This window comes from Candidatus Chlamydia corallus (genome assembly GCF_002817655.1).
In the GTDB taxonomy this organism is placed as follows: domain Bacteria; phylum Chlamydiota; class Chlamydiia; order Chlamydiales; family Chlamydiaceae; genus Chlamydia; species Chlamydia corallus.
This window is the reverse complement of record NZ_NWQK01000001.1, coordinates 71,189-97,435: the sequence shown is the minus strand read 5'-3', so window position 1 is coordinate 97,435 and position 26,247 is coordinate 71,189. Positions and strand designations below refer to the sequence as shown.

The window sequence follows — 26,247 nt, the reverse complement described above, 5'->3', positions numbered from 1 at the left end:
AGTGAACTGGGATGAAGATCGACATACTTTCTTTATTCCCAGGTTATTTTGAGGGTCCATTACAAACAAGTATCCTGGGTAGGGCTGTAAAGCAGGGACTCTTAGATGTCCAACTTATAAATCTTCGCGATTTTGGACTTGGAAAGTGGAAGCAGGTTGACGATGTTCCTTTTAGTGGTGGCGGGATGCTATTAATGGCGGAACCCGTCACTTCGGCTATTAGAAGTGTAAGGAAGGAACACTCTAAGGTAATATACCTTTCTCCTCAAGGAGCCCTATTAACAGCTGAAAAGAGCCGAGAGCTAGCCTCTAGCTCGCATTTGGTATTACTCTGCGGTTACTATGAAGGTATTGATGAGCGCGCTATTGAGAGCGAAGTGGACGAAGAGATTAGCATAGGGGACTATGTCTTGACTAATGGTGGAGTTGCTGCTCTTGTCCTTATCGATGCGGTTTCTCGCTTTATTCCTGGTGTATTAGGGAATCAAGAAAGTGCTGAGAGAGATTCCTTAGAAAATGGCTTACTAGAAGGACCTCAGTATACACGCCCCAGAGTGTTTGAAGGCAAAGAAGTCCCAGAAGTATTGCTGCAAGGGGATCATAAGGCTATTTCTCAGTGGAGGTTGGAGCAAAGTGAATATAGAACCTATGAGAGACGTCCTGATTTATATCTGAACTATCTCTATAGCCAATCGACTCGTCAGGAATGTCGCGAAGAGAGTATAACAAGTAGAGATCAACCCAAGTGTGGCAAGACTGCCATAGCGCTAGAAGTACATAGGTTAAAGCAGGCAAAACATTTTTACTGTAAGGTATTTAGATTAAGTTTGAATGCCATGAGCTGCGAGAATAAATTTTCCCTTCCTGATGAAGGCAAAACCCTATTCTGGTTACGAGAAGTTAGAACCGAGAAAAAAAATATAATCACGCTGTCCCTTTCCTTTAATTGTAAAGAGGACTTTTTTGATCTTCTTAGAAGATGGGAATTATTTGGTGGAAAATTATTAGAGAAGGAAACTAATGAGCATGCTGTAGTTGCCCTAGCACAAGATTTAGAGGGGCACGCATGGATGTTCTCATGGCATAGGATAAAATAAAGGAAGAGAATTTTAGGTGATATATTATGGTGAATTTACTCAAAGAATTAGAACAAGAACAATGTAGGAATGATCTTCCTGATTTTCATGTTGGCGATACCATTCGGTTGGCTACAAAGATTTCTGAAGGAGGTAAAGAGCGTGTTCAGGTATTCCAAGGCACTGTCATGGCTCGTCGAGGGGGCGGTTCTGGAGAGACGGTATCCTTACATCGTGTGGCTTATGGCGAAGGTATGGAAAAGAGTTTCTTGCTTAATAGTCCTAGGATTGTAAGTATTGAAGTTGTTAAGCGTGGTAAAGTTGCTCGAGCTCGTTTGTACTATTTGAGAGGAAAAACTGGTAAGGCTGCTAAGGTTAAAGAATTTGTAGGGCCTAGATCTCCAAAGAAATAGCCTGTAGCAAGACGTCATACAGTAGCTTATGAATACTTCTACTTCTGAAATTCAGCGTTTTCTTTCTATGACCGCTTTTGACAAAGAGGTTGCCTCTGAAGATTTTAGTGTTGTCGCTGGAATAGATGAAGCTGGAAGAGGGCCACTGGCAGGCCCCGTAGTTGCTAGTGCCTGTATTTTACCTAAAGGAAAGATATTTCCTGGAGTAAATGATAGTAAGAAGCTAACTGCCAGAGAACGGGCTCAAATTCGTGATACTTTGATGCAAGATTCTGAGGTCTTTTTTGGTATAGGTGTCATTTCTGTAGAGAGGATAGACCAAGTCAATATTTTAGAAGCCACTAAAGAGGCTATGGTTCAAGCGATATCTTCTTTGCCGATATCCCCAGACCTTCTTCTTGTGGATGGCCTGTATTTATCCCATGAAATTCCTTGTAAGAAAATTATTCAAGGAGATGCTAAATCCGCATCCATAGCTGCTGCCTCTATTTTAGCAAAAGAGCATCGTGATGATTTGATGTTAGAATTACACAAGCTCTATCCTGATTATGGATTTGATAGACATAAGGGATACGGAACTGCCCTGCATTTAGAAGCAATACGACGTTATGGCCCGAGTCCTTGTCATAGGAAGAGTTTTTCTCCGATAAAGCAAATGTGTGCTACTATATGAATAAGATCATAGTTGACTCTCCTTTTTCTCCAGATTGTCAGAAGTGCTTCCCAAAGCTGTTTACAATTAGTGCTCCTGCTGGAGTGGGAAAGACAACACTTGTCCGTCTGTTAGAGAAAGAGTTTCCCTCTGCTTTTGCTGAGACTATATCGCTAACGACAAGAAAACCTCGAGAGGGTGAAGTCCCTGGTAAAGATTATCATTTTGTTTCCCACGAAGAATTTCAAAGACTTTTGGATCGTCAGTCTCTTTTAGAATCGGTTTTCTTGTTCGGAGAGTATTATGGCACAAGTATGTTGGAGATTGAAAGAATTTGGAATCTTGGAAAACATGCCGTTGCTGTTATTGATATCCAAGGGGCCTTGTTTATTCGCTCTCAAATGCTGAGCGTATCTATTTTTATTGCTCCACCCTCACAAGAGGAATTAGAGAGAAGGTTAGCTTTACGAGGATCTGAAGAGGGAACCCAAAGAAAAGAACGGTTGGAGCACAGTCTTATTGAGCTAGCAGCTGCAAATCAGTTTGATTACGTCATTATTAATGACGAATTAAATCAAGCTTACAAGGTTTTAAAAAGCATTTTTATAGCTGAAGAACATAGGAATATATTATGACCAAAAAAGATCGTTTCACTAATGAAAAGTTAAATAAGCTTTTCGATAGTCCTTTTAGCCTGGTGAACTACGCGATTAAACAAGCAAAGATTAAGATTGCAAAAGGCGATGTTCGCTCCTCTAATGTTGCGATCGAAACACTCTTATTGTTAGATAGAGAAGGTATACAGCCCGAATTTAATGAAGAGGTTGTAGTGACTGCTAGCCCCACTGTAGAAAGAAAAAGATCTGAGCATACAAATTCTAGGAAAAAAGATCCCTCAGCATATACTTGGAGTGATGTAAAGTAATGCCAGAAAGAATCCTGATTACCTCAGCTTTACCATACGCTAATGGCCCACTACATTTTGGACATATTGCGGGAGTCTATCTTCCTGCAGATGTTTATGCAAGATTTCGTAGATTATTAGGAGACGATGTCCTTTATATTTGTGGTTCCGATGAATTTGGTATAGCAATCACGCTAAATGCAGATCGTGAGAGGTTGGGGTATCAAGAGTACGTTGATATGTATCATAAGTTACATAAAGATACTTTTGAAAAATTAGGGTTTGCCTTGGATTTCTTTTCTAGGACTACAAACCCCTTTCACTCAGAGCTGGTCCAAAATTTTTATCTCGAGCTTAGAGCATCTGGATTGATTGAAAATCGCCTTTCTGAACAACTTTATTCTGAAAAAGAAGAACGTTTTCTGGCGGATCGTTATGTAGAGGGGACGTGTCCTCAGTGTGGTTTTGATCATGCTCGAGGAGATGAGTGTCAGCATTGCGGTGCGGACTATGAGGCAACAGATTTAATCGATCCTAAGTCTAAGATTTCTGGAGTTAGGTTAATAAAAAAGGAGACAGAGCACTCATATTTTCTTTTGGAACGTATGAGAGATCCTCTACTTTCTTTTATTAAAGGCTGCTATTTACCTGATCATGTCCGTAAATTTGTTGTCGACTACATAGAAAATGCCAGGCCCCGGGCGATTACTCGAGATCTATCTTGGGGGATTCCTGTTCCAGACTTTCCTGGAAAGGTGTTTTATGTATGGTTTGACGCCCCTATAGGATATATCAGCGGAACTATGGAATGGGCAGCCTCTCAAGGAACTCCTGACGAGTGGAGACGTTTCTGGCTTGAAGAAGGTGTTGAGTATGTTCAATTTATAGGTAAGGACAATCTTCCTTTCCATGCTGTAATTTTCCCAGCTATGGAACTAGGTCAGAAACTTGGCTATAAGAAAGTTAACGACTTGGTAGTTTCAGAGTTCTATCTTTTAGAAGGACGGCAATTCAGTAAATCGGAAGGCAATTACGTTGATATGGATGCGTTTTTGAATTCGTATTCTTTAGACAAATTGCGATATGTGTTAGCAGCCACGGCTCCCGAAACTTCAGATAGTGAATTCACTTTCCTTGATTTTAAGACGCGCTGCAATTCTGAGTTGGTAGGAAAGTTTGGGAATTTTATAAACCGAGTTCTGGCTTTTGCTGAAAAGAATCACTATGACAAGCTTTCTTATAATCCAGGCCTTTTAGAAGATAGTGATAAAGTATTTCTTGAAGAAGCTCGCCAACTTGTTCGGGATGCTGAAAAGTGTTACCGAGAGTATAGTTTACGTAAGGCAACAAATGTCATTATGGCGCTCGCAGCTTTAGGAAACGTCTATGTTAACCACAAAGCACCTTGGAGGCTATTGAAAGAAGGGGCTCGCGAGCGTGTGGGGGCAATTTTATTCTGTGCATGTTATTGTCAAAAGCTACTAGCTTTAATTTCCTATCCCATTATTCCTGAAAGTGCTGTGGCTATTTGGGAGATGATTTCACCAAAGTCTTTAGAAAATCATAATTTCGATAAGATGTATGCTAGAGATCTATGGAAAGAAGAAACTTTAGATATTATAGGCGAAGAATTTCACCTAAAGTCTCCCTGGTTATTATTTACAACTGTAGATTAGACCATAACTCTTCTTTTTAGAATCCTGATTTGTAGAGTCTATGAAGTTATCGATCAGCATAATTTTTCTTAGAGTCTAGCTCCTTAAGAGCTTCTGCTAGTCCTGTACACCGGTGTTGTACTCGATTATTTCTTGTTGCAATGGCAATAGCTTTTTTTGTTCCAACAAGAATTACTAATTTTTTTCCCCGAGTAATGGCGGTATAGAGAAGATTTCTATAGAGCATCATAAAGTGCGATGTATGAACAGGCATGATAATACAAGGGCTTTCGCTACCTTGATACTTATGTACGGAGGTAGCATAGGCTAATACTAGATCGTCAAGCTCTGAGAAAGAATAACCTATATGCCTTCCTTCCATACGGACAACAATAGCTTTATCTTCGAAGTTGATGCTAGACACATAGCCTATATCTCCATTAAAGACTTCTTTGTTATAGTTATTGCGGATTTGCATGACTTTATCGCCAACCGCATAGGACTGAAATCTTCCGTGGAGATTTGCTTTTTTAGGATTTAGCGCATGTTTTAGTGCTTTATTTAGGTTATAGATCCCTAGGGTCCCCTTTTTCATTGGAGCTAGCACTTGGATGTCCTGAGGATAGATATGATATTTTTGTGGCACAAATTTTGTTACAAGATGAACAATGTGATTGAGAGCTTCTTCTTGATCATCCTTTTGGGAAAATAGGAAATCCCGACGGCCTGTTTCTGAATATAAAATCGGCAATTCTCCTTCATTTACCCTATGAGCATTCGTCACGATTCCCGAGTCATGAACTTGGCGAAAGATCTTATTTAATCTGATGATTGTCATTTTATTTGAGGTAATCAAGTCTTTAAGGATATTTCCTGGGCCAACACTTGGCAGCTGGTGAATGTCTCCGATAAAGACAAGAGTTGTATAATCAGGGAGTGCTTTTAGGAAATGGTTGAGTAGGTGAGTGTCAATCATTCCAGATTCGTCAACAATGATCAAATCACAGTCTATGGGATTATCGTGGTTCTTTCGGAAAGATTTGGTTTTAAAATCGTACTGCAAAAGAGCGTGAATGGTAACAGAGTGTTTTTGTGTAATTTCCGTCATGCGTTTAGCGGCTTTCCCAGTAGGAGCTGCCAGGATAATTTTATGAGTTACCTGTTCAAAGATCTTGAGTATTGCTTGGGTGATGGTGCTTTTTCCAGTTCCAGGGCCCCCTGTAATGATAAGAAATTTTTCAAAGAAACATGCTTTAATCGCTTCTCGTTGTTGTTCTGCTAGATCTATACTGAGATTTTCTTCAACCCAAGCAATCGCTTTTTCTCCATCTATAGAACGGATTCTCCTTGAAGAAAATAAAACACGCTTTAGATCGGAAACGATAGTTTTTTCTGCAAGATAAAGACAGCGTGTCCAGACATGGAGTGTTCCTGAAATTTCCTGAATATGTAGAAGTTTACGCTTTTGCATATTTAGAATTTGTGTATGGATTTCTTCCAGGGTAATTGGAGACTCAAAGACATCTTGATTTAGAAGTTTGGCAACGAGATCTATAAGGAGCTCTATGGGATAACAGGTGTGACCTTCTTCCTGAAGTTCTTCTAAGGAATGCTGGATACCAGCACATAAGCGACTTTCAGAATTTCTGGGAACTCCTAGTTTCATAGCTATGAAATCAGCGGTTTTAAATCCGATGCCCTCCATTTCTCTTGCTAGAAGGAAAGGATCTTCGCAGATTTTCTCTATCGATTTCTCTTGGTATTTTTTGAAAATTCTCACCCCATAATGAATCGGAATATTGTATTCTTGTAGAAAGAGAAGAGTTTTTCTTAAAATTTTCTGCTCATAGAGTTGCTTGCAGATATTCGCACATCGTTTTTCGCTAATGCCACAAACTTCACTTAATCGCTCTGGGGTAATATCTAAGATATAGCAAGTTTTTTCTTGAAACTTCTCAATGATCTTTTCTGCAATTTTAGGACCGATTCCCTTTATGAGTTTTGAAGTGAGATAATGGAATACGCCACGATATTCATAAAGAAGAGGGGAGTCATAACTATGGATTTGGAAATACTTAGTATTCGAAAAAGATTGACTCCAGGCACCATAGATTTGGATTGGAGAGCCTGGGACCAAAGGTTCAGGAAGTTTGCCTTTAATCAGAATGGGAGTATTTTTATTGGGTATTTTGATGTAAGCAGTAATTTCCCCAGAGTCCTTGTTTTCAACAAGTATTTGCTCTAAGTATCCGCAAATTTTCTCCATAGAATTCTAAAATCTTGTTTTCTGGAAGATAAAATAGCTCAGGGAATCTTTATAAAAAGCTTCTAAAAAGCAAGGATTATAAACTTTTTCAGATAAAAACGAGAAACCCCAAGACTTTAATTTTGGGATAAACTTATCAAAGAATTATTTTATATAGTAATTATTTCCTCGTATATTATTTTTTGCCCTAGGATGCAAAATCAATCCTACCGAAGAACCTTTGTTATTACAACAATTTTTACAATACCAGATTGCATAGGAAAGATCCACTTTATCGACACTCGGTATCTTTTGCAAATACTAGCTCTTGTTTTGTTACTAAGAAAGGCATCTGGTATTAGATGTTACTCAACAATTGTGAAACCTAGGGTTGTTTATCGGAACTGGCAAAGGAGCTAAAAGAAAGCTGTTATGTTATGTGAAAGGACATTTTATGTCGCAGAGTCATTTTCAATGACAGCTATTTTAAAAAAAGAACAAAAGTCTGATGATAGAATGATTCTATGTTTTCAATCTCCCATAGTTGTTCAGGAATTATATAATTTTTGATTAAAGTGACTTGTGCTGTAGTTGGTTCACGATAACGGTGTTGTTTTATGGTTTTAGGTTTGGATGCTACGCGTACTTTAAATTTTGTTCCCCCTCATACTTTAATACAAATTCCTGATTCTCAGTTTAAGGCTCGAATTTTCGCTAAGGGATTATTAGTTGTTGGTATTCTCATATTAGTGTGCGGAATAATTTTTTTCTCTCAAGCCATTCCTGGTTGCGGTTTACTAGTTTCTCTAGGGTTAGGTCTAGGAACTAGTGTTTTAGGATTACTTGTATTTGTTTTAGGGGGTCTTTTGCTTTTTAAATTGCAAGAGGTGATCCAAGAGGTTCCTAGAGCTCCTCATGTAATAGAAATAGAAGATACAAGTGAACCAGGTAGAGTAAAGGCTAAAGACTCTTTAACAAGGCTTCCAAAGGAAATCTGTCAGCTAAAGAACTACATACGTTCGGTAGAAAAGGGTCTAAATAATATTAAGAATTGGTCGAATGAAGATGAAAGACTCATCGATAAGTTTAAACAAAAACTAAAGAGTTTAGGGTCTGCTCACGACTATGTCATTTCTGAATTCTGTGAAATTAGGCATATTCTTGAGGAAGAAGAACAAAACATAGCTTTGGCTGAGGAATATCTAGCATTTGTGAGTCGAGGTATATTTAATACCGCTGTAGACATGGAGTCTTTTTTAAATTTAAATCATCTATCTGAAATACGTCCTTACTTAGCTGTAAGTAATCCTAAATTACTAGAGATTACAGAGAAATCTCAAGACGTTGTGAATCAGTTTATGAATGCGACTGTTGCTTTTAAGAAAGCACAGATTCTTTTTAAGAACAACAAACATGCTCAGATAAAGAAGATGTTAGAAAGGAGTCACGCATTAATAGAAGCTCTTATTTATAAGAGTTTGGAAAGAAGTTATAATAAAGCGGGATTATTATGCGAGAAAGTAAGGATCATTCACGACAATCCTCTTTTCCCTTGGGAACAAGACCAGCAGAAGTATACTCAAGCTAAGAAAGAGTTTGAAGAGAGATCTCGATGTTTAGAAGAGTTTGAGAAGACTTTTTTTTGGTTGGATGACGAGAGTACTATTTCCTATACGGATCGTTGGGATTTTCTAAATGAGTCTATTGAGCATAAAATGTTAAGAGTAGATCGTGATGCTATATCGATTAGGAAAATTGCATTAAAGAACAGGGCCCGTAACTATGCTAAGGCTCTCTTAGAAAAGGAGCGGACTAAAGAGCATAAAAGAGATTTGGAACAAGCTCGAAGAGCCTTTGAATATGAGAGTAAAAAGTTTTATAGAAAAGAGTATGCAGAAGCAGAAACGAGAGTTAAAGTACTTAAAACATCCTTTCCCAATCTTGAAATCGCTACGAACATAAGGGAAGTTAGGTCTAGAAGTCCCGAAATCCCGAATCATTCGGAGGATGTTTTAGAAGAGATAGATAAAGAACACATCGAATATGAAAATAAGCAAAGGCTTTATTGGCAAAAAATAGGGAGTGAGGAAGAAGGGGTTAGAAAAGAACTCGAAGGGGAGTCTCATTCACTAAATCAGAGCAGAAGAGTTTATTCTGCTGAGTGTTATGCGAGACGCTTAAAAGGCTTGTTACTTCAGTGGACGAAGGATATACGCACTGTCGAAGCACACATTGAAGATGCAGCCATTGATTTTGATCAGGAGATAAGCAAAATCGAGTTACGTCATGCTCAGGCAAGGCTGGAGCTTTTAGAAGAAGAAATCAACGATATTTTTCCTAAAGTTGCAGATATGGAAGAGTTGATATCGTATGAAGAGCATTGTATTTTTTCTATTAGGACAAATTTAGAAAAGGCATACATCCAATATAATAAATGTTCCGAAATGTTATTAGATGCAGAGCTCTTTTTTGCAGAAGATGAGCGGTTTATACATTCGGATGCAATGCTGCGAGATATGCGTTACCAGTTACAACAAGTAAGTGAAAGATATAAAGAGAAGAAACAGGAGTTCACAACACTTGAAGATCGTGTCACAGGACACAAATGTCTCCTTAAAGGGGAAGTGCAAAGGTTTCAACTCGAGGGATTAGACTTTCTAAAGGACGAGCTTCTTAGTACTGCTTATGATCTTTATAAAAAGGCAGGTGCTAGGGAGCATATACCCGTTGGCGTGCCTTGTATGCAGCTGTATTACAATTATTATGAAGATAAGGAAACTATAGTGCGAAAAAGGCTCTTTAATATGACAGAGAGGTATCAAAACTTTCAAAGGAATTTGAATTGCCTAAAATTTGATAGTGAAGTTCTTTTAAAGGAAGAACTCTATAAACCAGAGGAACATGAAAAAAGACAAGAGGAACGGGAATCAAAAGAGGCGGAGCTATTGCTTAAGAAGTTGCAAGTGGCTGAAGATCATTTGTCTGAATTAGAATCAAAGCAACCTCAAGAATAGGAATTAAAACGATCTTCTTTTCGAAGTTTTTTGCGTTGGTTATTCAGGAGAAGATGAAATTTGGGAGTTTGCTAAGTTTTTTTGGACCTTTTTTCCAAAGAGGACTAGGCAGAGTAGGCTTCCTCCCAACATCAAAAAGATTCCTATACCTTCCTGTATAGAAGGAAGGCTCTTTGAATAGAGATACGTCAGTACAATGCCAAAAATGGGCTCGAAAATTAATATAGCTCCTAATAATGCTGGAGAGAGATTCAAACTGGCTTTATTCCAAGCTGTTAAAGCTTTTGCTGAGGAAAATACCCCCATAATACCACATAGTGAAAAGAAAAGTAGGCATTCAGAGATTGATGTATGCGAGACTATTATTTGTGTCACGTGGGTAACTCCACAGAGATCAAAAATAATAATCAGAGGGAGACAGATAATTAGGGCACTGATTCCAATGAGGTAGCTCCAAGTGTCGGGGGTGAGCTCGGGGTGCTTCTGAAGTAGAGATTGATTACAGATCACATAGATTACCCAAAGACTTGTTGAGATGATAACCATACCGACTCCCAAGATACAATAGAGGGGAGAGGCAGCTGTTGGCAGATCGAGTACAGCAAGATGAGTTAGAATCACTCCTATGATAATGACACTGCTTATAGCAAAGAGTAGAGGGTAGGATAGTTCTTTTTGTTTTGCATTTGAGTGATAGAGTACAGCTATGGGAGCTAGGCCAGCAATCACTACTGTAATCGCAGATCCGACATAACGGATGCCTAGGGTGATTCCAAAATAGTAAACTGGGTTAATGAGCAGGGTCCAAAGGAGGCTTTTCCCCCAAATATGTAAAGGAGTTTTTTTAATTACGGAGGGGTTTTTTATAGCGCAGGCAATCAGAGAGAAAATACCGAAAATGGTATAACGAGTAAGAACAATATCAAGATTGCCAAAAGAATCAAGGAAATTTGGGACAACAAAGACAATACCCCAATATAGACAGGCAATGAGGCCGTGGAATATACCCAGGGGCAAATTACGGGCTTTGGATTCTTGATTTGTACTAGGGAACATAGGGCTCTCTCAAAAGATATGAGCAATAAAATTGCGTATAATTTTAACATGACGGGGATTTTTGTGGATATTGAGACTTCAAATAATACGAATTGATTTTCTATGCGAGAGGAAAATAAGAAAAAGATGCTAAGGAATCAAGTACTTGTTTACTGTAGTGAGGGTGTTTCTCCCTATTATTTACGCCATACTATACGTTTTCTTAAGCACTATAGTCCTCAAGGAAGTGCTTTGGACATTCTTAGAGTCGATGGGAATTTTTTGATTAAAAATCCTTTTTGGGAAGAATCGACTGCCTTACTAGTATTCCCAGGAGGGGCAGACCGCCCGTATCATCGCGTACTTCACGGTTTGGGGACTGCTCGTATTTCTGAATATGTTTATGAGGGAGGAAATTTTCTAGGTATTTGTGCTGGGGCTTATTTTGGTTCTAAGATGATCTATTTTTATGAACCTAATGGAGCGCCGTGGCAAGGGACTCGAGATTTAGGGTTTTTCCCAGGGACTGCCAAAGGGCCTGCTTATAGCGGGGAATTTTCCTATGTTCGTCCTTCTGGAGTAAGGGTCTCCCCACAGCTATTTTCAGATTTTGGTTTGGGATATGCTATGTTTAATGGAGGGTGTATTTTCGAGGGTTCTGAGGGATATCCCGAAGTCAATATCGAATCTCGTTACGCAGATCTTCCAGGACAACCTGCCAGCATAGTTTCTAGAGTTTTCGGTGAGGGGTTAGCAGTTCTTTCGGGACCTCATATAGAATACCTACCCCACCACTGTTCTATGGTGGAGGAGAACGTCCAACAGACACGTGAATTTCTTGAAAGAGAGTCTCTAACTTTGAACCGCTATTGTGAGAATCTTATGCGGCGTTTGCTTCTGCCTGTATTTTCTGAATTGGATTCCTAAAAGATCTAGGTAAGGTAGCTTAATCGGAGTCATTGGGATTTGTTCTTCCAATGTCAAACTCAGCTATAAGCTGATAAAAGAATGGGCTGGAAAGAATTATAGAATGGGTAAGGACATTTCGAATATTATTCGAGGCGAAAGACATCTCTTCCTGACTTTGTGGTAATCCAAATGATTCTTGGTAGCTTTGGAGTAATCCAAATGATCGAGTTTTTGGTGCTGTATAACTTTTTTTATGTACAAAGCGACTGAAATAGTCACCAGGTTCTATTATGTACTCGTCTTCGCTGTAGTTTAGTTGCTCAAATACACATAGGAGGGCTAGTATTTCAATTTTCCTTGCTATGGGATTTTCACTTCCTGTTGTTAGGCTGTTGATAAGCAGAACTTGATTTTCTTCCAAAGCTGTTGAAAATAGATTGTGGTAGTGGGTAAAGAATAATTTAAAAACTAGATAGAGTTGGTTGCAGACATTGTCTTGTTCAGCCTTTAGGATGGCCGCATTATTTACGACAGGAAAGTAGTAGGTTATTTCATTAATTGCGGTTTGGATAAGGTTATCTGCATACTGGATTTTGTTGTCCAGGTCAGTAAATGAGACTTGAGAAGCTATGCCTAAGTTATTTGTATGTTTTTTGCTTAATCCCTCATACAACTTTTCTAAGGAATCAGGGGTTATAAGGATTCTTGGATCCATATGAATATGAGAAAGGATATACCGTTGACTTTCTTCTGATTCTGATATTTTCCAGTTTGTAAGAGCACTTTTAATTAGGAAATCTGGATCTTTAAGAAAGACTTCTCTCCATCTTTCGAAAGAGGAAAAGAACATTTCTTTTTTTAATTTTATGGATGATGATTGAGCTGGTTGTATTTCACTCTTAAGAACGTTTAGAAGCCAGGGGCTTAAAGAGGGTGTTTCTGTAGGAAGAATCGGTTTTAATTTTTCTTTGATTTTTGGGGGACTTTTGAACCACTGTATTTCGCATAGAAGGGAGATTCCTGTAGCTAGAACGATTATACCGAGAAAGCATAATCCTATTATCAACAGAGTGTTCGGAAGAAGTCCTGTTAGGGGAATGATCACGCATACTCCAATAGCCAAGAATAGAGCAAGTATTGTGAGGCAAAGTGTCGCTATGGTAAGGGATCGCGACTTTTGTAAGGGGGGTGATGGAGGTTCTTTACATTGATGTGGAAGAGGGCAACATTTGACCATAGAATACTACTCAAGGAAACAAAAGGCTAGATGCGTCTAACATTAGGAAATCATAGGGAGATAAAATCGAAACGAAAAATCCTCCGGAGGATGGGTTCGAACCAACGACCAATGGATTAACAGTCCACTGCTCTACCGCTGAGCTACTCCGGAACAGCATTTATTCCCTATATATTTTATGACCAAAAGGTAAAAAGTCAACGATTTTCATCTCTGATAAAAGAAAAAATTCTCTTTAAATTTTGGAATTTTCTTAATCTTTTTTTCAAAACCACTTATGTTCTTGCCCATCATAAGCTTTCCTGGGTTATTCGTGGCGGATTCTATGTTATCATCACCTGCTTACAGCGGGCCTTCTTGGATTTTAAAAACATCAGTGGCACAAGAGGTATTTAAAGAACATAATAAGGCGATTCATGTTTTATTAGTTGCTTCAGTAATACTTTTTACAGGTCTTGGAACTTGTGCCTTAATATTTCCTGAATATCTGATTATTTTTGTTTTGATTACAGCCTTGCTTATGCTCACCATAAGCTTGGTATTGTTTTTCTTAATATGTGGTCTACGCTCTTCAATGAGTGATCGTTTATGGTGTTCCGAGAAGGGATATGCTCTTAATCAAGATGAGAACGGGCCTTTTTTGGATGTAAAATTTGTGCGGCAAATTCTTCAAACATCACCCTATATTAAATCAAGGGCTTTATGGACTAAGGATATTCCCGAGGATCCTTCGCAAGCTGCAGTTATGTTACTTTCTCCTTGGACTTTTTTTTCATCGGTGGATTTAGGGGCTTTATTGCCGAGTCCTCAAGAAAAAGAAGGGAGGTATATAGATCCAGTGTTCTCTAAGTTTTCTAAAATAGAAAGAGTATCTCTTGTAGTTTTTTTGGGTGTATTTACTTTGGAAGATTTAAATCAGAGTAACATCAACCCTATAATGAATGACCTTCAGTTTCTCTCTTTTATAAATAAGAAAGCACGTGAGCATGGGGTTAAGGATCTAAAACAGGAAATTATGTCTTGGTTAATGAAAACAAATTCTCAATTAGAACCCGAAATTAGTTTTAAAGTTTCACAAGCGATGTTTTCTGTATATCGTTATTTGAAGCGCGGTGATTTACCTAGTTCGGAATTAAAATACTTACATTTGTTAAGTTGCTTCAAAGGAGATCTAGCTTATTATTTAGCTTCATTTGAGAATCCTCAAGATTTAGCAGATCCTGAATTTTTAGATCTCTGCAGGGAGGTGGAATGGGGGCAATTTATTGAAGCATGTGAGGCTGCTCTTTTAAAGAATCCGAAAGGAATTTCTGTTAATAATTTAAAGCAATTTTTGGTGAGGTAATATATGATTGAGTTCGCTTTTCTCCCTCATACCTCTGCAATTACAACCGAAAGGGTTGAGGATCGCATTGCCTCGCGCATGAATAAGTTGTCTATTTTAGCAATAGCAAGTCTTTTTGTATTAATTATTTCTGTTTTGGCTATGATTGCGATTTTATCCATTTCTGGAATATTTGAGGGATATGCATTTATTATAGGAATTGTTTTCCTTGTGCTTTCTTTGATAGCATGTGTTTCTCTGCTTTATTTCTTTTATTCTTCTTCTCAGGAACTTAAATATTCTTCTTCTCAAGAGTTTCGTTTCTTGCCTAAAACAGCTATTGTTTCTACTTTGAGTTCGTATAAATATCTTTCTCAAGATGCTATTGATGACATTTTACAAGATAAGATGATTTTCCCTATCTTTTCTTCTTTGTTGCATCCCGATGCTTTTTTCTTAGAGTTTCCTTACTTTTCATCTTGGATAGCGAATCACTCTATGAATAGAGAAGATCGTTTATCTCGAGAGGCTTTTTTTATTTTATTGGGGGAGATCACCTGGAAGGATTGTGTAGAAAAGATTTTTCCATGGTTGAAGGATCCTAATATGACTCCTGAGAGTTTCTTGATGCTTTTAGAGAGTCATTTCAATTTAAAAAATTTAGAGAAGAAAATCATCACTTGGATAAGGAAGGCTTATCCAGAAATTAGCTTACCTAAGAGAAGTTCTTGGAGTCGTTATATCTATCGGAGTTGTTCTCAATTTTTGCTTCCAGCTGAGCATGATTTGCACTATCAGAGGTTGTTAAATACGATCAGTTATTTCTCTGGAGAACTTCCAGCAATGATTCTAGGTTTAGGGCAGAAATCTTTGCAAGCGTGCGGTTTTCCTGCAACTCCTAAAGATCTTACTTGGAATATGTTTATGGAAAATATGCCTGCTCTCTTGCAGAACAGGAGACATGGTCCTAATTGGAAAATCTCCTTAGAAGATGTAGTCTCTCTTTAATGAAAAAAGAGTCCACGGACGAAACCTATAATTTCTTCTGTAGGTGTTGCGGGAGTGTTTATATCGTTAAGATGGTCTTGAAATCCTGGATATGATGAGTAGAAGTGCTTATGAGCTTGTTGGGATAGAGGTTTAACAATGTCTCCAGGAAGTTTCAGGTGGTAGAGGCTTTCTTCTAGAGCTAGGTAGAGCAGAGAGGAGAGGGCTACTGAAAGTTTGGGGAGCTCTTCCGAAGAGCTCGGATGGCTATGAAATTCCAAAGATGGTACAGAGAGATGGGGAATGTCTTTATGGTTAGCACGAAGTCCGTAAAGTCGTGTGTTTAGAAATAGACATCTTCGGATGATCACAGGAGCACGATCTACCCATAGATTAGAAGAGATTTTTTTGGGGGGATGAAAGTTTTTCCATACTAAAGACCAGTTTGTTTTTGTTCCGTGATTGTCGTAGGGGAATATAGTGAAATTTGCGCCTTGGATAATGAGATCAGAGATTTCTACTTTTTTAGTTAGCAGCATAGATACGAAGGAAAATCGTACATCAGCATATTCGATCTCAGCAGCGTAAGGAAAACGTTCTGAAGCTAAAGGGTTATAAATGCAGATGTGGCGGATTTTAAGGCCTGAAGTTCTTATAGAAACTCTTCCTATAGTGACTTGGGTATGGAGACGATTAGATAGCCATTGTTCTATGATACTTTCTTTGCGCATCCAGAAATATCCAATGAAGCAACATCCTATAAGAAATAAATTTTTTAGAAGCTTAAACATACAGGCAGAGAAGTTTTGTATCTTAATAATTAAGATAGATTAAGAAATAAATATTCCCAAAGAAAAAGGTCTCTTTTCTTTTAGGTAAAGAAAAGAGACCTTGTGGAAAATTGTTAATATTAGCTTAAGAGACTAGTAGTCCATTCCTGCGCCAGGCATTGCTGGGGCTGATGAAGATTTCTCTTCAGGAATGTCTGCTATTAAGGCCTCTGTTGTCAGGAGTAATCCTGCTATAGAAGCTGCGCTTTCTAGAGCCGAGCGGGTAACTTTAGTTGGATCTAAAATTCCTGCATCGATCATATCTGTATAGGCGTCACGTAAAGCATCATATCCTTCATTTGCAGATCTTGCTAGAACTTGCTGACAAATAATAGCACCTTCTTTACCAGCATTAGTTGCAATTTGCTTTAATGGGGCTGTTAATGCTTTTAGGATAATACGAGCACCAATAGCTTCGTCTTCGTTCGCTAGCATAGGAAGGAAAGCTTCTAATGTAGGGATACAGCGAACTAAGGCAGTTCCACCACCAGGGAGGATTCCTTCTTCGACAGCCGCGATGGTTGCGTGTTGAGCATCATCTACTCTGTCTTTTTTCTCTTTCATCTCTATTTCAGTAGCAGCTCCTACTCGGATTACAGCAACACCCCCAGAGAGTTTAGCTAAACGTTCTTGGAGTTTTTCTTTGTCGTAATCTGAAGTACTATCTTCGATTTGCTTTTTGATGTTGTCGCATCGAGCTTGGATATCGACCTTATTTCCTAAACCTTCGACTATTGTGGTATCTTCTTTAGTTACGATAACTTTCTTAGCTTTACCTAACATTGATAGAGCAGTATTCTCTAATTTCATACCAAGTTCTTCGCTAACCAATTGGCCACCAGTGAGGATAGCAATGTCTTCTAGCATAGCTTTTCTTCTGTCACCGAAACCAGGAGCTTTCACTGCACATACTCTGAATCCTGCGCGGAGTCTATTGACGACCAGAGTTGCTAAAGCTTCTCCTTCGATCTCTTCTGCAATGATTAAAAGAGGACGTCCAGATTCTGCTACTTGCTGTAGGACTGGAAGGAAGTCTTTAATTCCAGAGATTTTCTTATCGTAGATTAGAATAAGAGCGTCTTCTAAAACACATTCTTGAGTTTCTGGGTTTGTAGAGAAGTAGCTGGAGAGATAGCCGCGGTTGAAATTCATTCCCTCTACAACATCGAGAACAGTTTCGAATCCTTTAGCTTCTTCAACAGTAATGGATCCATTTTTACCAACTTTTTCCATAGCCTCTGCAATAAGATTACCAATTTCAGAATCGTTATTTGCTGAAATGGTTGCTACTTGGGCAATTTCTTTATGATGTTGAACAGGCTTACTAATTTTTTTGAGTTCATCAACAACAACTTTTACAGCTTTGTCAATACCTCTTTTAAGATCCATAGGATTTGCACCTGCGGTTACATTTCTTAGACCTTCGCTGTAGATTGCTTCTGCAAGAACTGTTGCTGTTGTGGTTCCATCACCCGCTTTGTCTGCAGTTTTGCTAGCGACTTCTTTTACCATTTGAGCGCCCATATTTTCGTGCTTGTCTTCAAGCTCGATTTCTTTAGCGACAGTAACACCGTCTTTGGTGACTTGGGGAGAGCCGAAGCTTTTATCTATCACTACGTGGCGTCCTTTAGGACCTAGAGTGACTTTTACTGCTTCTGCAAGTGTTTTTACCCCTTTGTGTATTTTTTTTCTGGCTTCTTCATTGTATTTAATATTTTTCGCTGCCATCGTTGTTCTCCTTAACTTTCTATAATCTGCAAATTATTATTTTATTTTAGGACGGCCATGATTTCATTGGATTGTAAAATGACATATTCTTCGTCATCGATCGTGATTTCTTGACCTGCATACTTATCCATTAAAATGATATCGCCAACTTGAACTTCGAAAGGAAGCAGTGTACCATCATCAGTTCGTTTGCCTGTGCCTAAAACAAGAACTTCGGCACGATCTTGTTTCTTTTTTGCTGTGTCAGGTAATATGATTCCTCCACGAGCGGTGGCTTCTTCCTCTTCTCTTTTTACTAAGATTCTGTCGCCCAAAGGCTTGATTCGGAGAGTCGTTGCTTGATCAGACATTTATATGCTCCTTATGTTTTACGTTCTAAGAGACTTTGCTATTTCTCGCATCAAGATAACAAAGCGTTTTTTTTTGTGCAATAATTTTAGCACTCAATAATATTAAGTGCTAAAAAAGCTTAATCTCCTGAAAGCAGAAAAGAGAGTAGATCGATCTTCTTTGTAATGAATGCAAAGGCTTCATCTAGTGGGGTAGTCGTAGTCATATCTAATCCTGATTTCTTTAGGATATTGAGGGGGAAGTCGGACCCCCCGCTTTTTAAAAAGTTCAAATAGAGCTCGAGAGCATCTGATTCCTGTGTAAGAATTTTTTCAGCAAAGGACAGGGAAGCTACGATACCAGTAGCATATTGATAAACGTAGAAATTGTAGTAGAAATGAGGAATTCTAGCCCACTCTAATACAGATAGAGGATCTGTAGTTACAATGCCTCCGTAAAATTCTTGTTGTAAATTACCGTAAGTTGTTGAAAGAAATTCCTCAGTAAGAGGAACGCCTTGCTCTGCTGCAGAATGAATTTCGTATTCGAAGGCTGCGAAAAATGTTTGACGGAATAGAGTTGCAAATATCGTATCTAAAGTTCTAGTGATAATTACGATTTTTTCCTCTTTAGATTGATCGGATTTGCTAAGAGCATCCATAAGGAGCATCTCATTGAACGTTGAGGCAATTTCAGCAAGAAACAGAGGGTATTGAGAATCATGATAGGGTTGTGTTTCTCTGCTTAAGTAGGAGTGCATGCTATGCCCTCCTTCATGAGCAATTACTGAAACGTCATAAAGTGTGTCAGTGTAATTTAAAAGAATGTAGGGAGGGCTGTCATAGCATCCTGAGGAGTAGGCTCCTGACCGTTTATTTTTATTTTCGTATCTGTCTACCCAACCATCTGAAAGAAGACCATTTCTTAGAATCTCGACATAAGTCGTCCCTAAAGGAAGAAGGCTATTACAAACAAGATCAACACCTTCTTCATAACTATATTTCTTCTCTGCAGTTTGGACAATGGGAGCATAAACATCATAAAAGTGGAATTCTTTTAGCTTTAGAGCTTCTTTCTTTAGGTTGAAATACTTATTGATGAGAGAAGTGTGTTTTTTTGTTTCTTTTATAAGATTGGTGTAAACAGTTGTGGGGATGTTGTGTTGAAATAGAGAGGCTTCTAAGCAGGAGGGATACTTTCTTGCTTTTGCTTCAAAAAGGTGAGCTTGGATCTTTCCATTCAGAAGATTAGCGAAAGTGTTACGGTAATTATGGTAACGTTGGCATTGAGCTAAGTAAGCAGTCCGACGTAATTCTCGATCTGGGGATTGCATATACAGAGAGGCGAGAGCGTGGGAGAGGGGATGCTGTTCCCCGTTAGAATCTTTGGCTTCCCCAAAAGGAATTTCGGAATCGCTTAACGAAGAGAAGGCTTTGTTAGAGACGCTAAGTGCTGCAAATGAGGAGGCTAAGATCTTTTCCTCGCCTGCTGTTCCTGTGTGTGGCGAAAGACGGAAAATTTTTTCTAGGTAGAATCTATAGGGAGCAAGAACTGGGCTTGATAACAAGAGATCTATTTTTTCTTGAGAAAGGGCAATTAAAGCTGGTTGTATCCAGGCAATTTCCTGTGAGAAGAGAGTATAGAGATAGACAATGGATTGGTAGTCACCCTCTCCTTCGGGATTAGTAATATCTTGATCATGGATCAAGTGAGCGTATACGTAAAGTTTATTTAATTTTCGTTCTACAAAGAATTGTTTTGATAAGAGTTCGTGTAAAGATTGAGGGGTATCGATTTGATACTGGGATAGAGAGAGTTCGGGCCATATGGGAGAACGATCTTTCCCTGAGCTGCAAAGATCAAAATCTTTTTTCCACTCCTCTCTATTTCTATACATTGGAGTTGTATCCCAACAATTCGCTGGATTTATTTGATCTCTTGTTGGAGGCGTTTCGGCTTTCAGTGTGGTAGTCATAAAGAAGTGAGCTCCTTTTTATGAGTCAAGATAGATGAGAGAGCCTTATTATAGGGCAATCTTTAAGAAAAAGCCAAGAACGAATCTTTGTTTAAATGTTAGAAAGGGTTAGCTGTATCTATAAAAATTGTGGGGATTGAGAATTGGCTCTTTAGATAGCTTACAAGGGACTTGGGGCCTACTTTTTCTGTTGCTGTATGTCCAAATGCTAGGAAATTGATATTGTTTTCTAGAGCTATTGACCATGCGGGTTCATCGAAATTTCCTGTGATGAAGCAATCAAGCTGGCAAGCTGCTGCTAAAGAGAGTTCTCTGTAGGCTCCTCCTGAGACCAGAGCTGCTGAGGAGATTATAGAAGGCCCACCTAAGGCCGATGCTTTTAGGGGGCTTTGGTAGTACTGAGATAACAGATCGATGAAGGTATCTATATGGAGCGGGGGAAAAGATCCTTGTACTCCTAGGTAGGGGATCGAAGAACCGAAAGGCTGGAGGTCGTTCCAGTTTAGATCCAGGGCAACTCTCCAGTTATTTCCTAGGGTAGGGTGGGCATCGAGAGGAAGATGGTAGGCGATGAGTTGGATATTGTGTTTGATGAGTAACTCAATGCGTTTGTAGATCATGTCGGTAATAGGATAGGGCATGCCTTTCCAAAAAATACCGTGATGTACAATGAGGGTGTTAGCGCTAGCTGCAACGGCTTGTTTTATGGTTTGTAGGTCTGCGGTAACAGCAACAGCGATTGTTTTTATTGGAGCTTGGAGATTTCCAACTTGAAGGCCGTTGGGCCCATAATCTTGAAATGTTTTTGACGAAAGAAGGGAGTCAAGATGAGAAAGGAGATCGGCAACATTCATAGGCTAGACTTATGTAGTAAAAACTATTACTGCACGGTTACTCTTTATTGTAAAGATTTTTTAAGATAAATTAAACTTCTATATTTTTAATCATCAAATATAAGAAACTATGGTGTATGTAGTGTGGCAATTAGTTCACTTTTTAGTAATTGTATATGAGTTTAGAGTCTTCTTTTAATTCTGGAATTTCAAATCCTTTAAAATCATCATATATAAGTCTTCTAGAGAAAGGAGATGCGACTCAGAATCTCTGTGGCGTCCTAGGTTTATTTTTTTTAATTCTTCATCTTATATTTGTATCTGTTGCGTTGGCCTGCGCTTGTTTAGTTTTGTCCCCTGGACTATATCTTGGCTTTATTATTTCTGGGGTACTTTTTGGCATTATTGGGGTAGCCTTCCTTGCTGCTTTTAAGAGTCCTGAGATTGTCCAATCTCGTTTGGATAAAGACAAAAAGCTTCCTTTTAGTTTGCGTGTAACCCTTCAGAATGAACTACTTAACAGATTTGAAAAGGGCCAAAAGGTATCTTCTGATTTCTTTAAAGTTCTTTTTGAAGATCACAACCCAACGCTTTCAGACCTATATCAGGTTGCCTTTTTCTGTGGAGGAGCTCCCTACGGGGATTTTCCCCAAGATTCTGAAGCTCTAAATATCTATAAGGCCCTTTGTTCAAAAGATCGTAACGCTTTAGCAAGCCTAGTCACTGAGGGATTGGATTTAGAGGAGATGTTATCTAAGGAAAGTCCTTTGTACTGGTTTAGTAATCTTAGAGATGTTGCTTATCGAAAACATGCTTTAAGCTTATCCGAATTTTTAGGATTGGGTCATCCTACATTTTTAGGGTTTGTTCATAAAGATCACCTCCCTATTTTAGCGTTCCTAGAGTTTAAGGATTATACTGCTTTACTTGACTTAAGAGAGGAGTGTAAAAACTTTTCCTGTTGGAAGTCTATGGGTAAAGTTCAGACTCTATTAAATAGGGCCTATAGTGCTTTTATAGGTCAGGGAGGGAAGCTTTCTCTTAAGCAAAAAGAAGCTTTTGCTTTTTGGCTTTATGAGAGTTTTAGTGTTGTGGCGTTGTGTAATGAAACTAAGGAGTTATTGTCTTATTTAGGAACTATCCGTGCTTCTAGTCTTAAAGAACTCTCTAAGCGGGGGGGAGTGGAAGCATTGGTTGAATCTATCTCTAGTGAAGAGGGTGAAGATTACGATCTCACATTATATAAAACTTGGGCAGATTATTCTAAACCGTGTAAGTTTTTGGAAATTTTTAGTTTCTTATGACTATAATTAGTATAGCATACTTTTTGCTCTTTTATTTAGTTTCAGCATGTCGATCTATGTCTTTTTAGGAACAGTAAAGAGATTGGAGTTGGTATTTAAAAAACGACGATTATTAGAAATATCTTTTAGTCGAAGAATCAAAAATTTTAATAAGACTATCGATGACGATGTTTTGTGCATAGGTTAAGTTTTCTTCAGTGTGGGCAGAAGAAATAAAATTAGCTTCGAAAGGAGACGGTGAAAGGTAAATTCCATTAGCGAATACTTCACGGTAGAAAGTTTGAAATTTCTTCAAATCCGAGCTCTTTGCTTCATCAAAATTTCTGGGTGCGGATTCGTTAAAAAATAGGCTGAACATAGTTCCTTGGTGTGCTAGAAATACTGGAAATCCTTGAGATCGGATTTCTTCTTCAATTGGAGAATAAAACAGAGCTTCTAATTGACTTAGATCGTGATAGAATCCTTCGGATTGACATAGCTGAGTGGCAGCATATCCTGCAGCCATTGCTAGGAGGTTTCCTGACATTGTGCCCGCTTGGAATATTGTTCCTTCAGGCATGAGTTGGTCAAGAATTAAGCGGTGTGCTACAACGGCAGCGGCAGGCATGCCTCCTCCTAAGATTTTTCCATAAATGGTAATGTCAGGGGAAAGCTTGAAAATGGCTTTAGCTCCATCGAACGCTAGTCGAAATCCTGTAACGACTTCATCCATAATAGAAAGGCTTCCGAAATGCTTAGAGAGCTCTATAATACAATCTAAGAATTTGAGTTGAGGGAGGATGACTCCCATATTTGCACATACAGGTTCAAAAATAATTCCTGCCACCTCAGATCCTAGAGATTCCATAACATGGTTTAGTATTTCGGTATTATTGTAAGGTAGGGATAATAATAAATGACTTGGGCAGGGCGTATTTATTAATAAAGAGAGATTCTCTATATTTTTTTCGGTTATTGAGATGCCTTCAAGAAGGGTATCTGCATGACCGTGATATCCCCCTATAAATTTGATGATTATAGGTCGGTTTGTGATTCCTCGAGCTAGACGTACTGCTGTCATTGTTGCTTCAGTTCCTGAGGATACGAAACGAATTTTATGTTCTTCGAGTTTGAGTGAAGAAAGAAGCGTTTTGGCAAAGAGAATTTCTTCTTCAGAGGTTAAGCCGTATGAAGTTCCTTTTAGAGCTGCTTTATGGATGGCCTCGACAATTTTGGGATGACTGTGACCATGAATTAAAGCTCCCCAGCCTCCACAAAAATCAATAAACTCTCGTCCTTGGCTATCTAAGAAACTATCTCCTTGTGCTGAGCTAACTATGGGGGGTGTCACTCCTACAGAACGACATGCGCGAACGGGAGAATTAACTCCGCCAGGAAAGACCTGGCATGCCTCTTCAAAAGTGAAAGCAGTCTCTTGAACGGAGCAGTTGAACATGGAGTTCCTCTCAATGAGTTTCCATATATTTTGGAGAAGCGGATCTTTAATGGCTAGAAAAAGCGGTTAGCTAGTTTAGTAATAGGTTGTCTGGAACCGTAGAAAGTGAGGCGTATTTTCCTCCTAGATCTTTAAGAACCTCTGCCCAGAGATGTTCTGGTTCCGAGTAAAAAACATAGTCTTTGTTTCCTGGCGCCAGAAACCAGTCGTTGCTTAAGAATTCTTTTTCTAGTTGCTCTGCTTGCCATCCGCTATAGCCAAAGCATAGGTTTATCTCTGGACCAGATTCGCTAGAAGCCACTTCTTGGAGGAAGGAGAGATCGCCTCCTAAGTATACTGAAGGACAAATTTCTAAAGTTTGCTCAGGAATTTCAGAGCATGAGTGAAGCAACATCATTTGATTTGCTTGTAGGGGGCCCCCCATACAAAAGCGGATATTTTGATTTGAAACTTTTTCAAAGGTAAAGATGTCATCTGAGATTTCAAATCCTAGGGTTTTATTTAAGATTAGACCAAAGGAACCGTTAAGGCTGTGTTCGCAAAGTAAAATGACACTACGAGCAAAGACCCCTTGATTCATATCAGGAGAAGCGACCAACAAGGATCCTTTTTCTAAGCGTGCATAAGGAATTTTCATAACATCTCTGAGTTTATTCTTCGTAGGGGACTACAGCATCGAATACCGCTTTAACACATAATATGGGAACTTTGTGAGTTAAGGCGAGTGGGATGCTATCGCTAGGACGGGCATCCACATCGACAACATATAGAAATTCCCGATCTTTTTGTTCTAAGAATAGCCTTGTGTAGAAGACATTATCTTTATAGTCATTAATTACAACACGTAAAACTTGGATATCAAATCCTGAAAAGACAAAGTTCAATAGATCGTGGGTAAAAGGCCTTCGCGGAGGATTGTCTTTAGTATCGGCGCCTTGAAATGCCTGTCCTATCGAAACATGCCCATAGATAGCGAATTTTTTTTCTTCCGTACCTAAGATCATACCAGCGTAATTACAGAAACTGACAAGTTTGTAAAAATTAAGGAGGATTAACGGAGTTTTTTCTAGAAGTTCTTTTTCTAAGCTCATACAGAATATTTTTTGCTAATTAGACCTTGGCTATTGCTAGACCATACTTCGACTTTCTCTATAACAAACCCGACTTCAATAACACCATGAATTTGTATTAACCTTAATAAATCCTCTTCAGGATTTGGGTAGAGATTAGGGGAGTAAATATCATAAATGTAATTGCCGCTGTCTGTAATAAATAAGTCTCCATTAGCTTGTAAGCGCCAAACTCCTTCATACCCGAGATGGCGGATTTCTTCAATAATTGCTGACCGGCCAAATCGACTGATTTCTAAAGGAACCCGAAACTTTCCTAAGATAGGAACCAGTTTACTTTCATCAACAAGGATAATGCTACGTTTTGCTGCTTTCAAAAGAATTTTTTCTCTGAAGATTGCTCCCCCACCTCCCTTGATCATCCGCAATCGAGGGTCTACTTCATCAGCACCGTCTATGGCTAGATCTAGGGTAGAAAATTCTTCTGGATTTAAGAGGGGGATTGCAAGGTGCTTTGCTAGAGAATAGGAATTTTGAGAAGAAGCTACAGCATAAATTTCTAAAGATTCTTTTTGAATTTTATTGGCAAGAGCAAAGATAAATTCCCTAGCTGTAGATCCACTTCCCAAGCCAAGGGTCATGCCCGAAGTTACTTGTGTAGCAGCCTCATGAGCAAGGCATTTTTTCTCGTCAAGATAAAGATCTTTTTCCACAGTGCTACTATTATCTTTCCAAATACTCCCACAGCTTATGCATAAGGGATTCTTTCAACACTATACAAAAATAGGAGCTTTTTGGACGAGCCTTTAAGGCTAACCATATCGATATATCAGATTTTAGACGAAAACCTATTGATAATTTATATTAATCAATAGGTTTTTATCTATTAATAATTTGTTTTGAAACAAATTAAATTATCTTCGAATTTTATGGAGATTTTTTCTAATAAGTTGAATTATTATAATTTGACTACCTTTATTCATGCTCATTTGCTACTAATGCTTTGAGTTCCTTCTCTAGTCATCCTATCTAATGCTGTCATTATTTCCTTTAGGTTGTATATTTTAGGGTGGTAAAGCTTACGATATTTACAATGCAAAATTCATTGAATTACAAATTTGAAAATTAGAACCATAGGTAAGAGAAGATCTTGAGCAGGTGTAAATAAAACCTAGAACTACTATTGTTCGTAGATTGATCTAATTTTTCTTTTATCTGTTCTAAATAGCACGACCTGTTATAGATAGAATGATATATTTTGCTACAAATGATTTATTGTAAAGGACTCGCA

23 protein-coding genes and 1 tRNA gene are annotated in these 26,247 nt (G+C 38.5%); 11 read left to right on the top strand and 13 right to left on the bottom strand.

The genetic code is table 11. From position 1 onward, the window contains the following. Positions 1 to 11: 11 nt before the first annotated feature. Genes trmD through metG form a run of 6 tightly spaced genes read left to right on the top strand, consistent with a single transcriptional unit; the run spans position 12 to position 4,721 of the window. The gene (gene trmD / locus CMV32_RS00455; RefSeq protein ID WP_100933991.1) at positions 12 to 1,097 is read left to right on the top strand and encodes a tRNA (guanosine(37)-N1)-methyltransferase TrmD; all 1,086 of its coding nucleotides are present in this window, start codon (positions 12 to 14) and stop codon (positions 1,095 to 1,097) included. A gap of 26 nt (positions 1,098 to 1,123) precedes the next feature. After that, positions 1,124 to 1,489 (top strand): 50S ribosomal protein L19, encoded by a 366-nt coding sequence (rplS, locus tag CMV32_RS00450; protein ID WP_100933990.1) that lies wholly within the window; start codon positions 1,124 to 1,126, stop codon positions 1,487 to 1,489. Between the two features lie 28 nt (positions 1,490 to 1,517). Further along, complete coding sequence (locus CMV32_RS00445) at positions 1,518 to 2,162, top strand: ribonuclease HII (protein WP_100933989.1); 645 nt, start codon at positions 1,518 to 1,520, stop codon at positions 2,160 to 2,162. After that, on the top strand, positions 2,159 to 2,776 hold the full coding sequence (gmk, locus tag CMV32_RS00440; protein ID WP_100933988.1) for a guanylate kinase: 618 nt from the start codon (positions 2,159 to 2,161) through the stop codon (positions 2,774 to 2,776). The genes CMV32_RS00445 and gmk overlap by 4 nt, the downstream gene beginning before the upstream one ends. Then, positions 2,773 to 3,066 (top strand): hypothetical protein, encoded by a 294-nt coding sequence (locus CMV32_RS00435; protein WP_100933987.1) that lies wholly within the window; start codon positions 2,773 to 2,775, stop codon positions 3,064 to 3,066. The genes gmk and CMV32_RS00435 overlap by 4 nt, the downstream gene beginning before the upstream one ends. Beyond that, positions 3,066 to 4,721: a methionine--tRNA ligase gene (gene metG, locus CMV32_RS00430; RefSeq protein WP_100933986.1), complete on the top strand. Its 1,656-nt coding sequence runs from the start codon at positions 3,066 to 3,068 to the stop codon at positions 4,719 to 4,721. Before CMV32_RS00435 ends, metG begins: the two co-directional genes overlap by 1 nt. A 46-nt stretch (positions 4,722 to 4,767) precedes the next feature. Here the strand turns inward: metG and recD2 are convergent, their stop codons facing one another. Continuing rightward, a complete protein-coding gene (gene recD2, locus CMV32_RS00425) occupies positions 4,768 to 6,966 on the bottom strand; it encodes an SF1B family DNA helicase RecD2 (RefSeq protein WP_100933985.1) in 2,199 nt (732 codons plus the stop codon). 596 nt (positions 6,967 to 7,562) lie between these two features. On the opposite strand from recD2, the gene CMV32_RS00420 reads away from it, so the two are divergent. Next, positions 7,563 to 9,959, top strand: a complete 2,397-nt coding sequence (locus CMV32_RS00420; protein ID WP_100933984.1) for a DUF1978 domain-containing protein — start codon at positions 7,563 to 7,565, stop codon at positions 9,957 to 9,959. Between the two features lie 39 nt (positions 9,960 to 9,998). On the opposite strand, the gene CMV32_RS00415 is transcribed toward CMV32_RS00420, so the two are convergent. After that, a complete protein-coding gene (locus CMV32_RS00415) occupies positions 9,999 to 11,015 on the bottom strand; it encodes a DMT family transporter (RefSeq protein WP_100933983.1) in 1,017 nt (338 codons plus the stop codon). A 126-nt stretch (positions 11,016 to 11,141) separates the two neighbouring features. Here CMV32_RS00415 and CMV32_RS00410 point away from each other — a divergent pair, with 126 nt between their 5' ends. Beyond that, positions 11,142 to 11,921: a BPL-N domain-containing protein gene (locus CMV32_RS00410; RefSeq protein ID WP_100934331.1), complete on the top strand. Its 780-nt coding sequence runs from the start codon at positions 11,142 to 11,144 to the stop codon at positions 11,919 to 11,921. A 19-nt stretch (positions 11,922 to 11,940) separates the two neighbouring features. Here the strand turns inward: CMV32_RS00410 and CMV32_RS00405 are convergent, their stop codons facing one another. Next, on the bottom strand, positions 11,941 to 13,140 hold the full coding sequence (locus CMV32_RS00405; RefSeq protein ID WP_100933982.1) for a hypothetical protein: 1,200 nt from the start codon (positions 13,138 to 13,140) through the stop codon (positions 11,941 to 11,943). Positions 13,141 to 13,221: 81 nt separating this feature from the next. Continuing rightward, positions 13,222 to 13,293: transfer RNA gene (locus CMV32_RS00400), tRNA-Asn, on the bottom strand. A 160-nt stretch (positions 13,294 to 13,453) separates the two neighbouring features. On the opposite strand from CMV32_RS00400, the gene CMV32_RS00395 reads away from it, so the two are divergent. Together CMV32_RS00395 and CMV32_RS00390 are read left to right on the top strand one after the other, a co-directional pair. Continuing rightward, positions 13,454 to 14,485 carry a hypothetical protein gene (locus CMV32_RS00395; RefSeq protein WP_100933981.1) on the top strand — a complete coding sequence of 344 codons (1,032 nt, stop codon included), beginning with the start codon at positions 13,454 to 13,456 and terminating at the stop codon, positions 14,483 to 14,485. A gap of 3 nt (positions 14,486 to 14,488) precedes the next feature. Next, entirely contained in the window at positions 14,489 to 15,472 is a 984-nt protein-coding gene (locus CMV32_RS00390) for a hypothetical protein (RefSeq protein ID WP_100933980.1), read from the top strand. Here CMV32_RS00390 and CMV32_RS00385 read toward each other — a convergent pair. The 5 genes from CMV32_RS00385 to CMV32_RS00365 form a co-directional block, all read right to left on the bottom strand. After that, on the bottom strand, positions 15,469 to 16,242 hold the full coding sequence (locus CMV32_RS00385) for a hypothetical protein (RefSeq protein ID WP_100933979.1): 774 nt from the start codon (positions 16,240 to 16,242) through the stop codon (positions 15,469 to 15,471). The two genes, CMV32_RS00390 and CMV32_RS00385, sit on opposite strands and share 4 nt — an antisense overlap. Before the next feature lie 132 nt (positions 16,243 to 16,374). Then, positions 16,375 to 18,009 carry a chaperonin GroEL gene (groL, locus tag CMV32_RS00380; RefSeq protein WP_100933978.1) on the bottom strand — a complete coding sequence of 545 codons (1,635 nt, stop codon included), beginning with the start codon at positions 18,007 to 18,009 and terminating at the stop codon, positions 16,375 to 16,377. Between the two features lie 41 nt (positions 18,010 to 18,050). Beyond that, positions 18,051 to 18,359 (bottom strand): co-chaperone GroES, encoded by a 309-nt coding sequence (locus CMV32_RS00375; RefSeq protein WP_100933977.1) that lies wholly within the window; start codon positions 18,357 to 18,359, stop codon positions 18,051 to 18,053. A 119-nt stretch (positions 18,360 to 18,478) separates the two neighbouring features. Beyond that, positions 18,479 to 20,314: an oligoendopeptidase F gene (pepF, locus tag CMV32_RS00370; protein WP_100933976.1), complete on the bottom strand. Its 1,836-nt coding sequence runs from the start codon at positions 20,312 to 20,314 to the stop codon at positions 18,479 to 18,481. Positions 20,315 to 20,412: 98 nt separating this feature from the next. Then, positions 20,413 to 21,168, bottom strand: a complete 756-nt coding sequence (locus CMV32_RS00365; protein ID WP_100933975.1) for a Nif3-like dinuclear metal center hexameric protein — start codon at positions 21,166 to 21,168, stop codon at positions 20,413 to 20,415. 155 nt (positions 21,169 to 21,323) lie between these two features. Here CMV32_RS00365 and CMV32_RS00360 point away from each other — a divergent pair, with 155 nt between their 5' ends. Further along, the gene (locus CMV32_RS00360; protein WP_100933974.1) at positions 21,324 to 22,451 is read left to right on the top strand and encodes a hypothetical protein; all 1,128 of its coding nucleotides are present in this window, start codon (positions 21,324 to 21,326) and stop codon (positions 22,449 to 22,451) included. A 112-nt stretch (positions 22,452 to 22,563) separates the two neighbouring features. Here the strand turns inward: CMV32_RS00360 and hemL are convergent, their stop codons facing one another. From hemL to rpiA, 4 genes are all read right to left on the bottom strand, one after another. Beyond that, a complete protein-coding gene (gene hemL / locus CMV32_RS00355) occupies positions 22,564 to 23,886 on the bottom strand; it encodes a glutamate-1-semialdehyde 2,1-aminomutase (protein ID WP_100933973.1) in 1,323 nt (440 codons plus the stop codon). 70 nt (positions 23,887 to 23,956) lie between these two features. Beyond that, positions 23,957 to 24,523: a YqgE/AlgH family protein gene (locus tag CMV32_RS00350; RefSeq protein WP_100933972.1), complete on the bottom strand. Its 567-nt coding sequence runs from the start codon at positions 24,521 to 24,523 to the stop codon at positions 23,957 to 23,959. Between the two features lie 13 nt (positions 24,524 to 24,536). Further along, positions 24,537 to 24,977, bottom strand: coding sequence for a bifunctional nuclease family protein (locus CMV32_RS00345; protein WP_100933971.1), 441 nt, complete (start codon positions 24,975 to 24,977; stop codon positions 24,537 to 24,539). Further along, positions 24,974 to 25,669 (bottom strand): ribose 5-phosphate isomerase A, encoded by a 696-nt coding sequence (gene rpiA, locus CMV32_RS00340; protein ID WP_100933970.1) that lies wholly within the window; start codon positions 25,667 to 25,669, stop codon positions 24,974 to 24,976. Before rpiA ends, CMV32_RS00345 begins: the two co-directional genes overlap by 4 nt. Positions 25,670 to 26,247: the final 578 nt, after the last annotated feature.

Bases quoted from the DNA above. Each gene is read 5' to 3' on its own strand.
- CMV32_RS00385 (WP_100933979.1), bottom strand. From the start codon at position 16,242: ATGTTTAAGCTTCTAAAAAATTTATTTCTTATAGGATGTTGCTTCATT.
- trmD (WP_100933991.1), top strand. From the start codon at position 12: ATGAAGATCGACATACTTTCTTTATTCCCAGGTTATTTTGAGGGTCCA.
- CMV32_RS00390 (WP_100933980.1), top strand. From the start codon at position 14,489: ATGATTGAGTTCGCTTTTCTCCCTCATACCTCTGCAATTACAACCGAA.
- rplS (WP_100933990.1), top strand. From the start codon at position 1,124: ATGGTGAATTTACTCAAAGAATTAGAACAAGAACAATGTAGGAATGAT.
- CMV32_RS00365 (WP_100933975.1), bottom strand. From the start codon at position 21,168: ATGAATGTTGCCGATCTCCTTTCTCATCTTGACTCCCTTCTTTCGTCA.
- CMV32_RS00420 (WP_100933984.1), top strand. From the start codon at position 7,563: ATGGTTTTAGGTTTGGATGCTACGCGTACTTTAAATTTTGTTCCCCCT.
- CMV32_RS00435 (WP_100933987.1), top strand. From the start codon at position 2,773: ATGACCAAAAAAGATCGTTTCACTAATGAAAAGTTAAATAAGCTTTTC.
- groL (WP_100933978.1), bottom strand. From the start codon at position 18,009: ATGGCAGCGAAAAATATTAAATACAATGAAGAAGCCAGAAAAAAAATA.
- CMV32_RS00350 (WP_100933972.1), bottom strand. From the start codon at position 24,523: ATGAAAATTCCTTATGCACGCTTAGAAAAAGGATCCTTGTTGGTCGCT.
- pepF (WP_100933976.1), bottom strand. From the start codon at position 20,314: ATGACTACCACACTGAAAGCCGAAACGCCTCCAACAAGAGATCAAATA.
- CMV32_RS00405 (WP_100933982.1), bottom strand. From the start codon at position 13,140: ATGGTCAAATGTTGCCCTCTTCCACATCAATGTAAAGAACCTCCATCA.
- CMV32_RS00445 (WP_100933989.1), top strand. From the start codon at position 1,518: ATGAATACTTCTACTTCTGAAATTCAGCGTTTTCTTTCTATGACCGCT.
- hemL (WP_100933973.1), bottom strand. From the start codon at position 23,886: ATGTTCAACTGCTCCGTTCAAGAGACTGCTTTCACTTTTGAAGAGGCA.
- CMV32_RS00410 (WP_100934331.1), top strand. From the start codon at position 11,142: ATGCTAAGGAATCAAGTACTTGTTTACTGTAGTGAGGGTGTTTCTCCC.
- CMV32_RS00375 (WP_100933977.1), bottom strand. From the start codon at position 18,359: ATGTCTGATCAAGCAACGACTCTCCGAATCAAGCCTTTGGGCGACAGA.
- gmk (WP_100933988.1), top strand. From the start codon at position 2,159: ATGAATAAGATCATAGTTGACTCTCCTTTTTCTCCAGATTGTCAGAAG.
- CMV32_RS00345 (WP_100933971.1), bottom strand. From the start codon at position 24,977: ATGAGCTTAGAAAAAGAACTTCTAGAAAAAACTCCGTTAATCCTCCTT.
- CMV32_RS00360 (WP_100933974.1), top strand. From the start codon at position 21,324: ATGAGTTTAGAGTCTTCTTTTAATTCTGGAATTTCAAATCCTTTAAAA.
- recD2 (WP_100933985.1), bottom strand. From the start codon at position 6,966: ATGGAGAAAATTTGCGGATACTTAGAGCAAATACTTGTTGAAAACAAG.
- CMV32_RS00415 (WP_100933983.1), bottom strand. From the start codon at position 11,015: ATGTTCCCTAGTACAAATCAAGAATCCAAAGCCCGTAATTTGCCCCTG.
- metG (WP_100933986.1), top strand. From the start codon at position 3,066: ATGCCAGAAAGAATCCTGATTACCTCAGCTTTACCATACGCTAATGGC.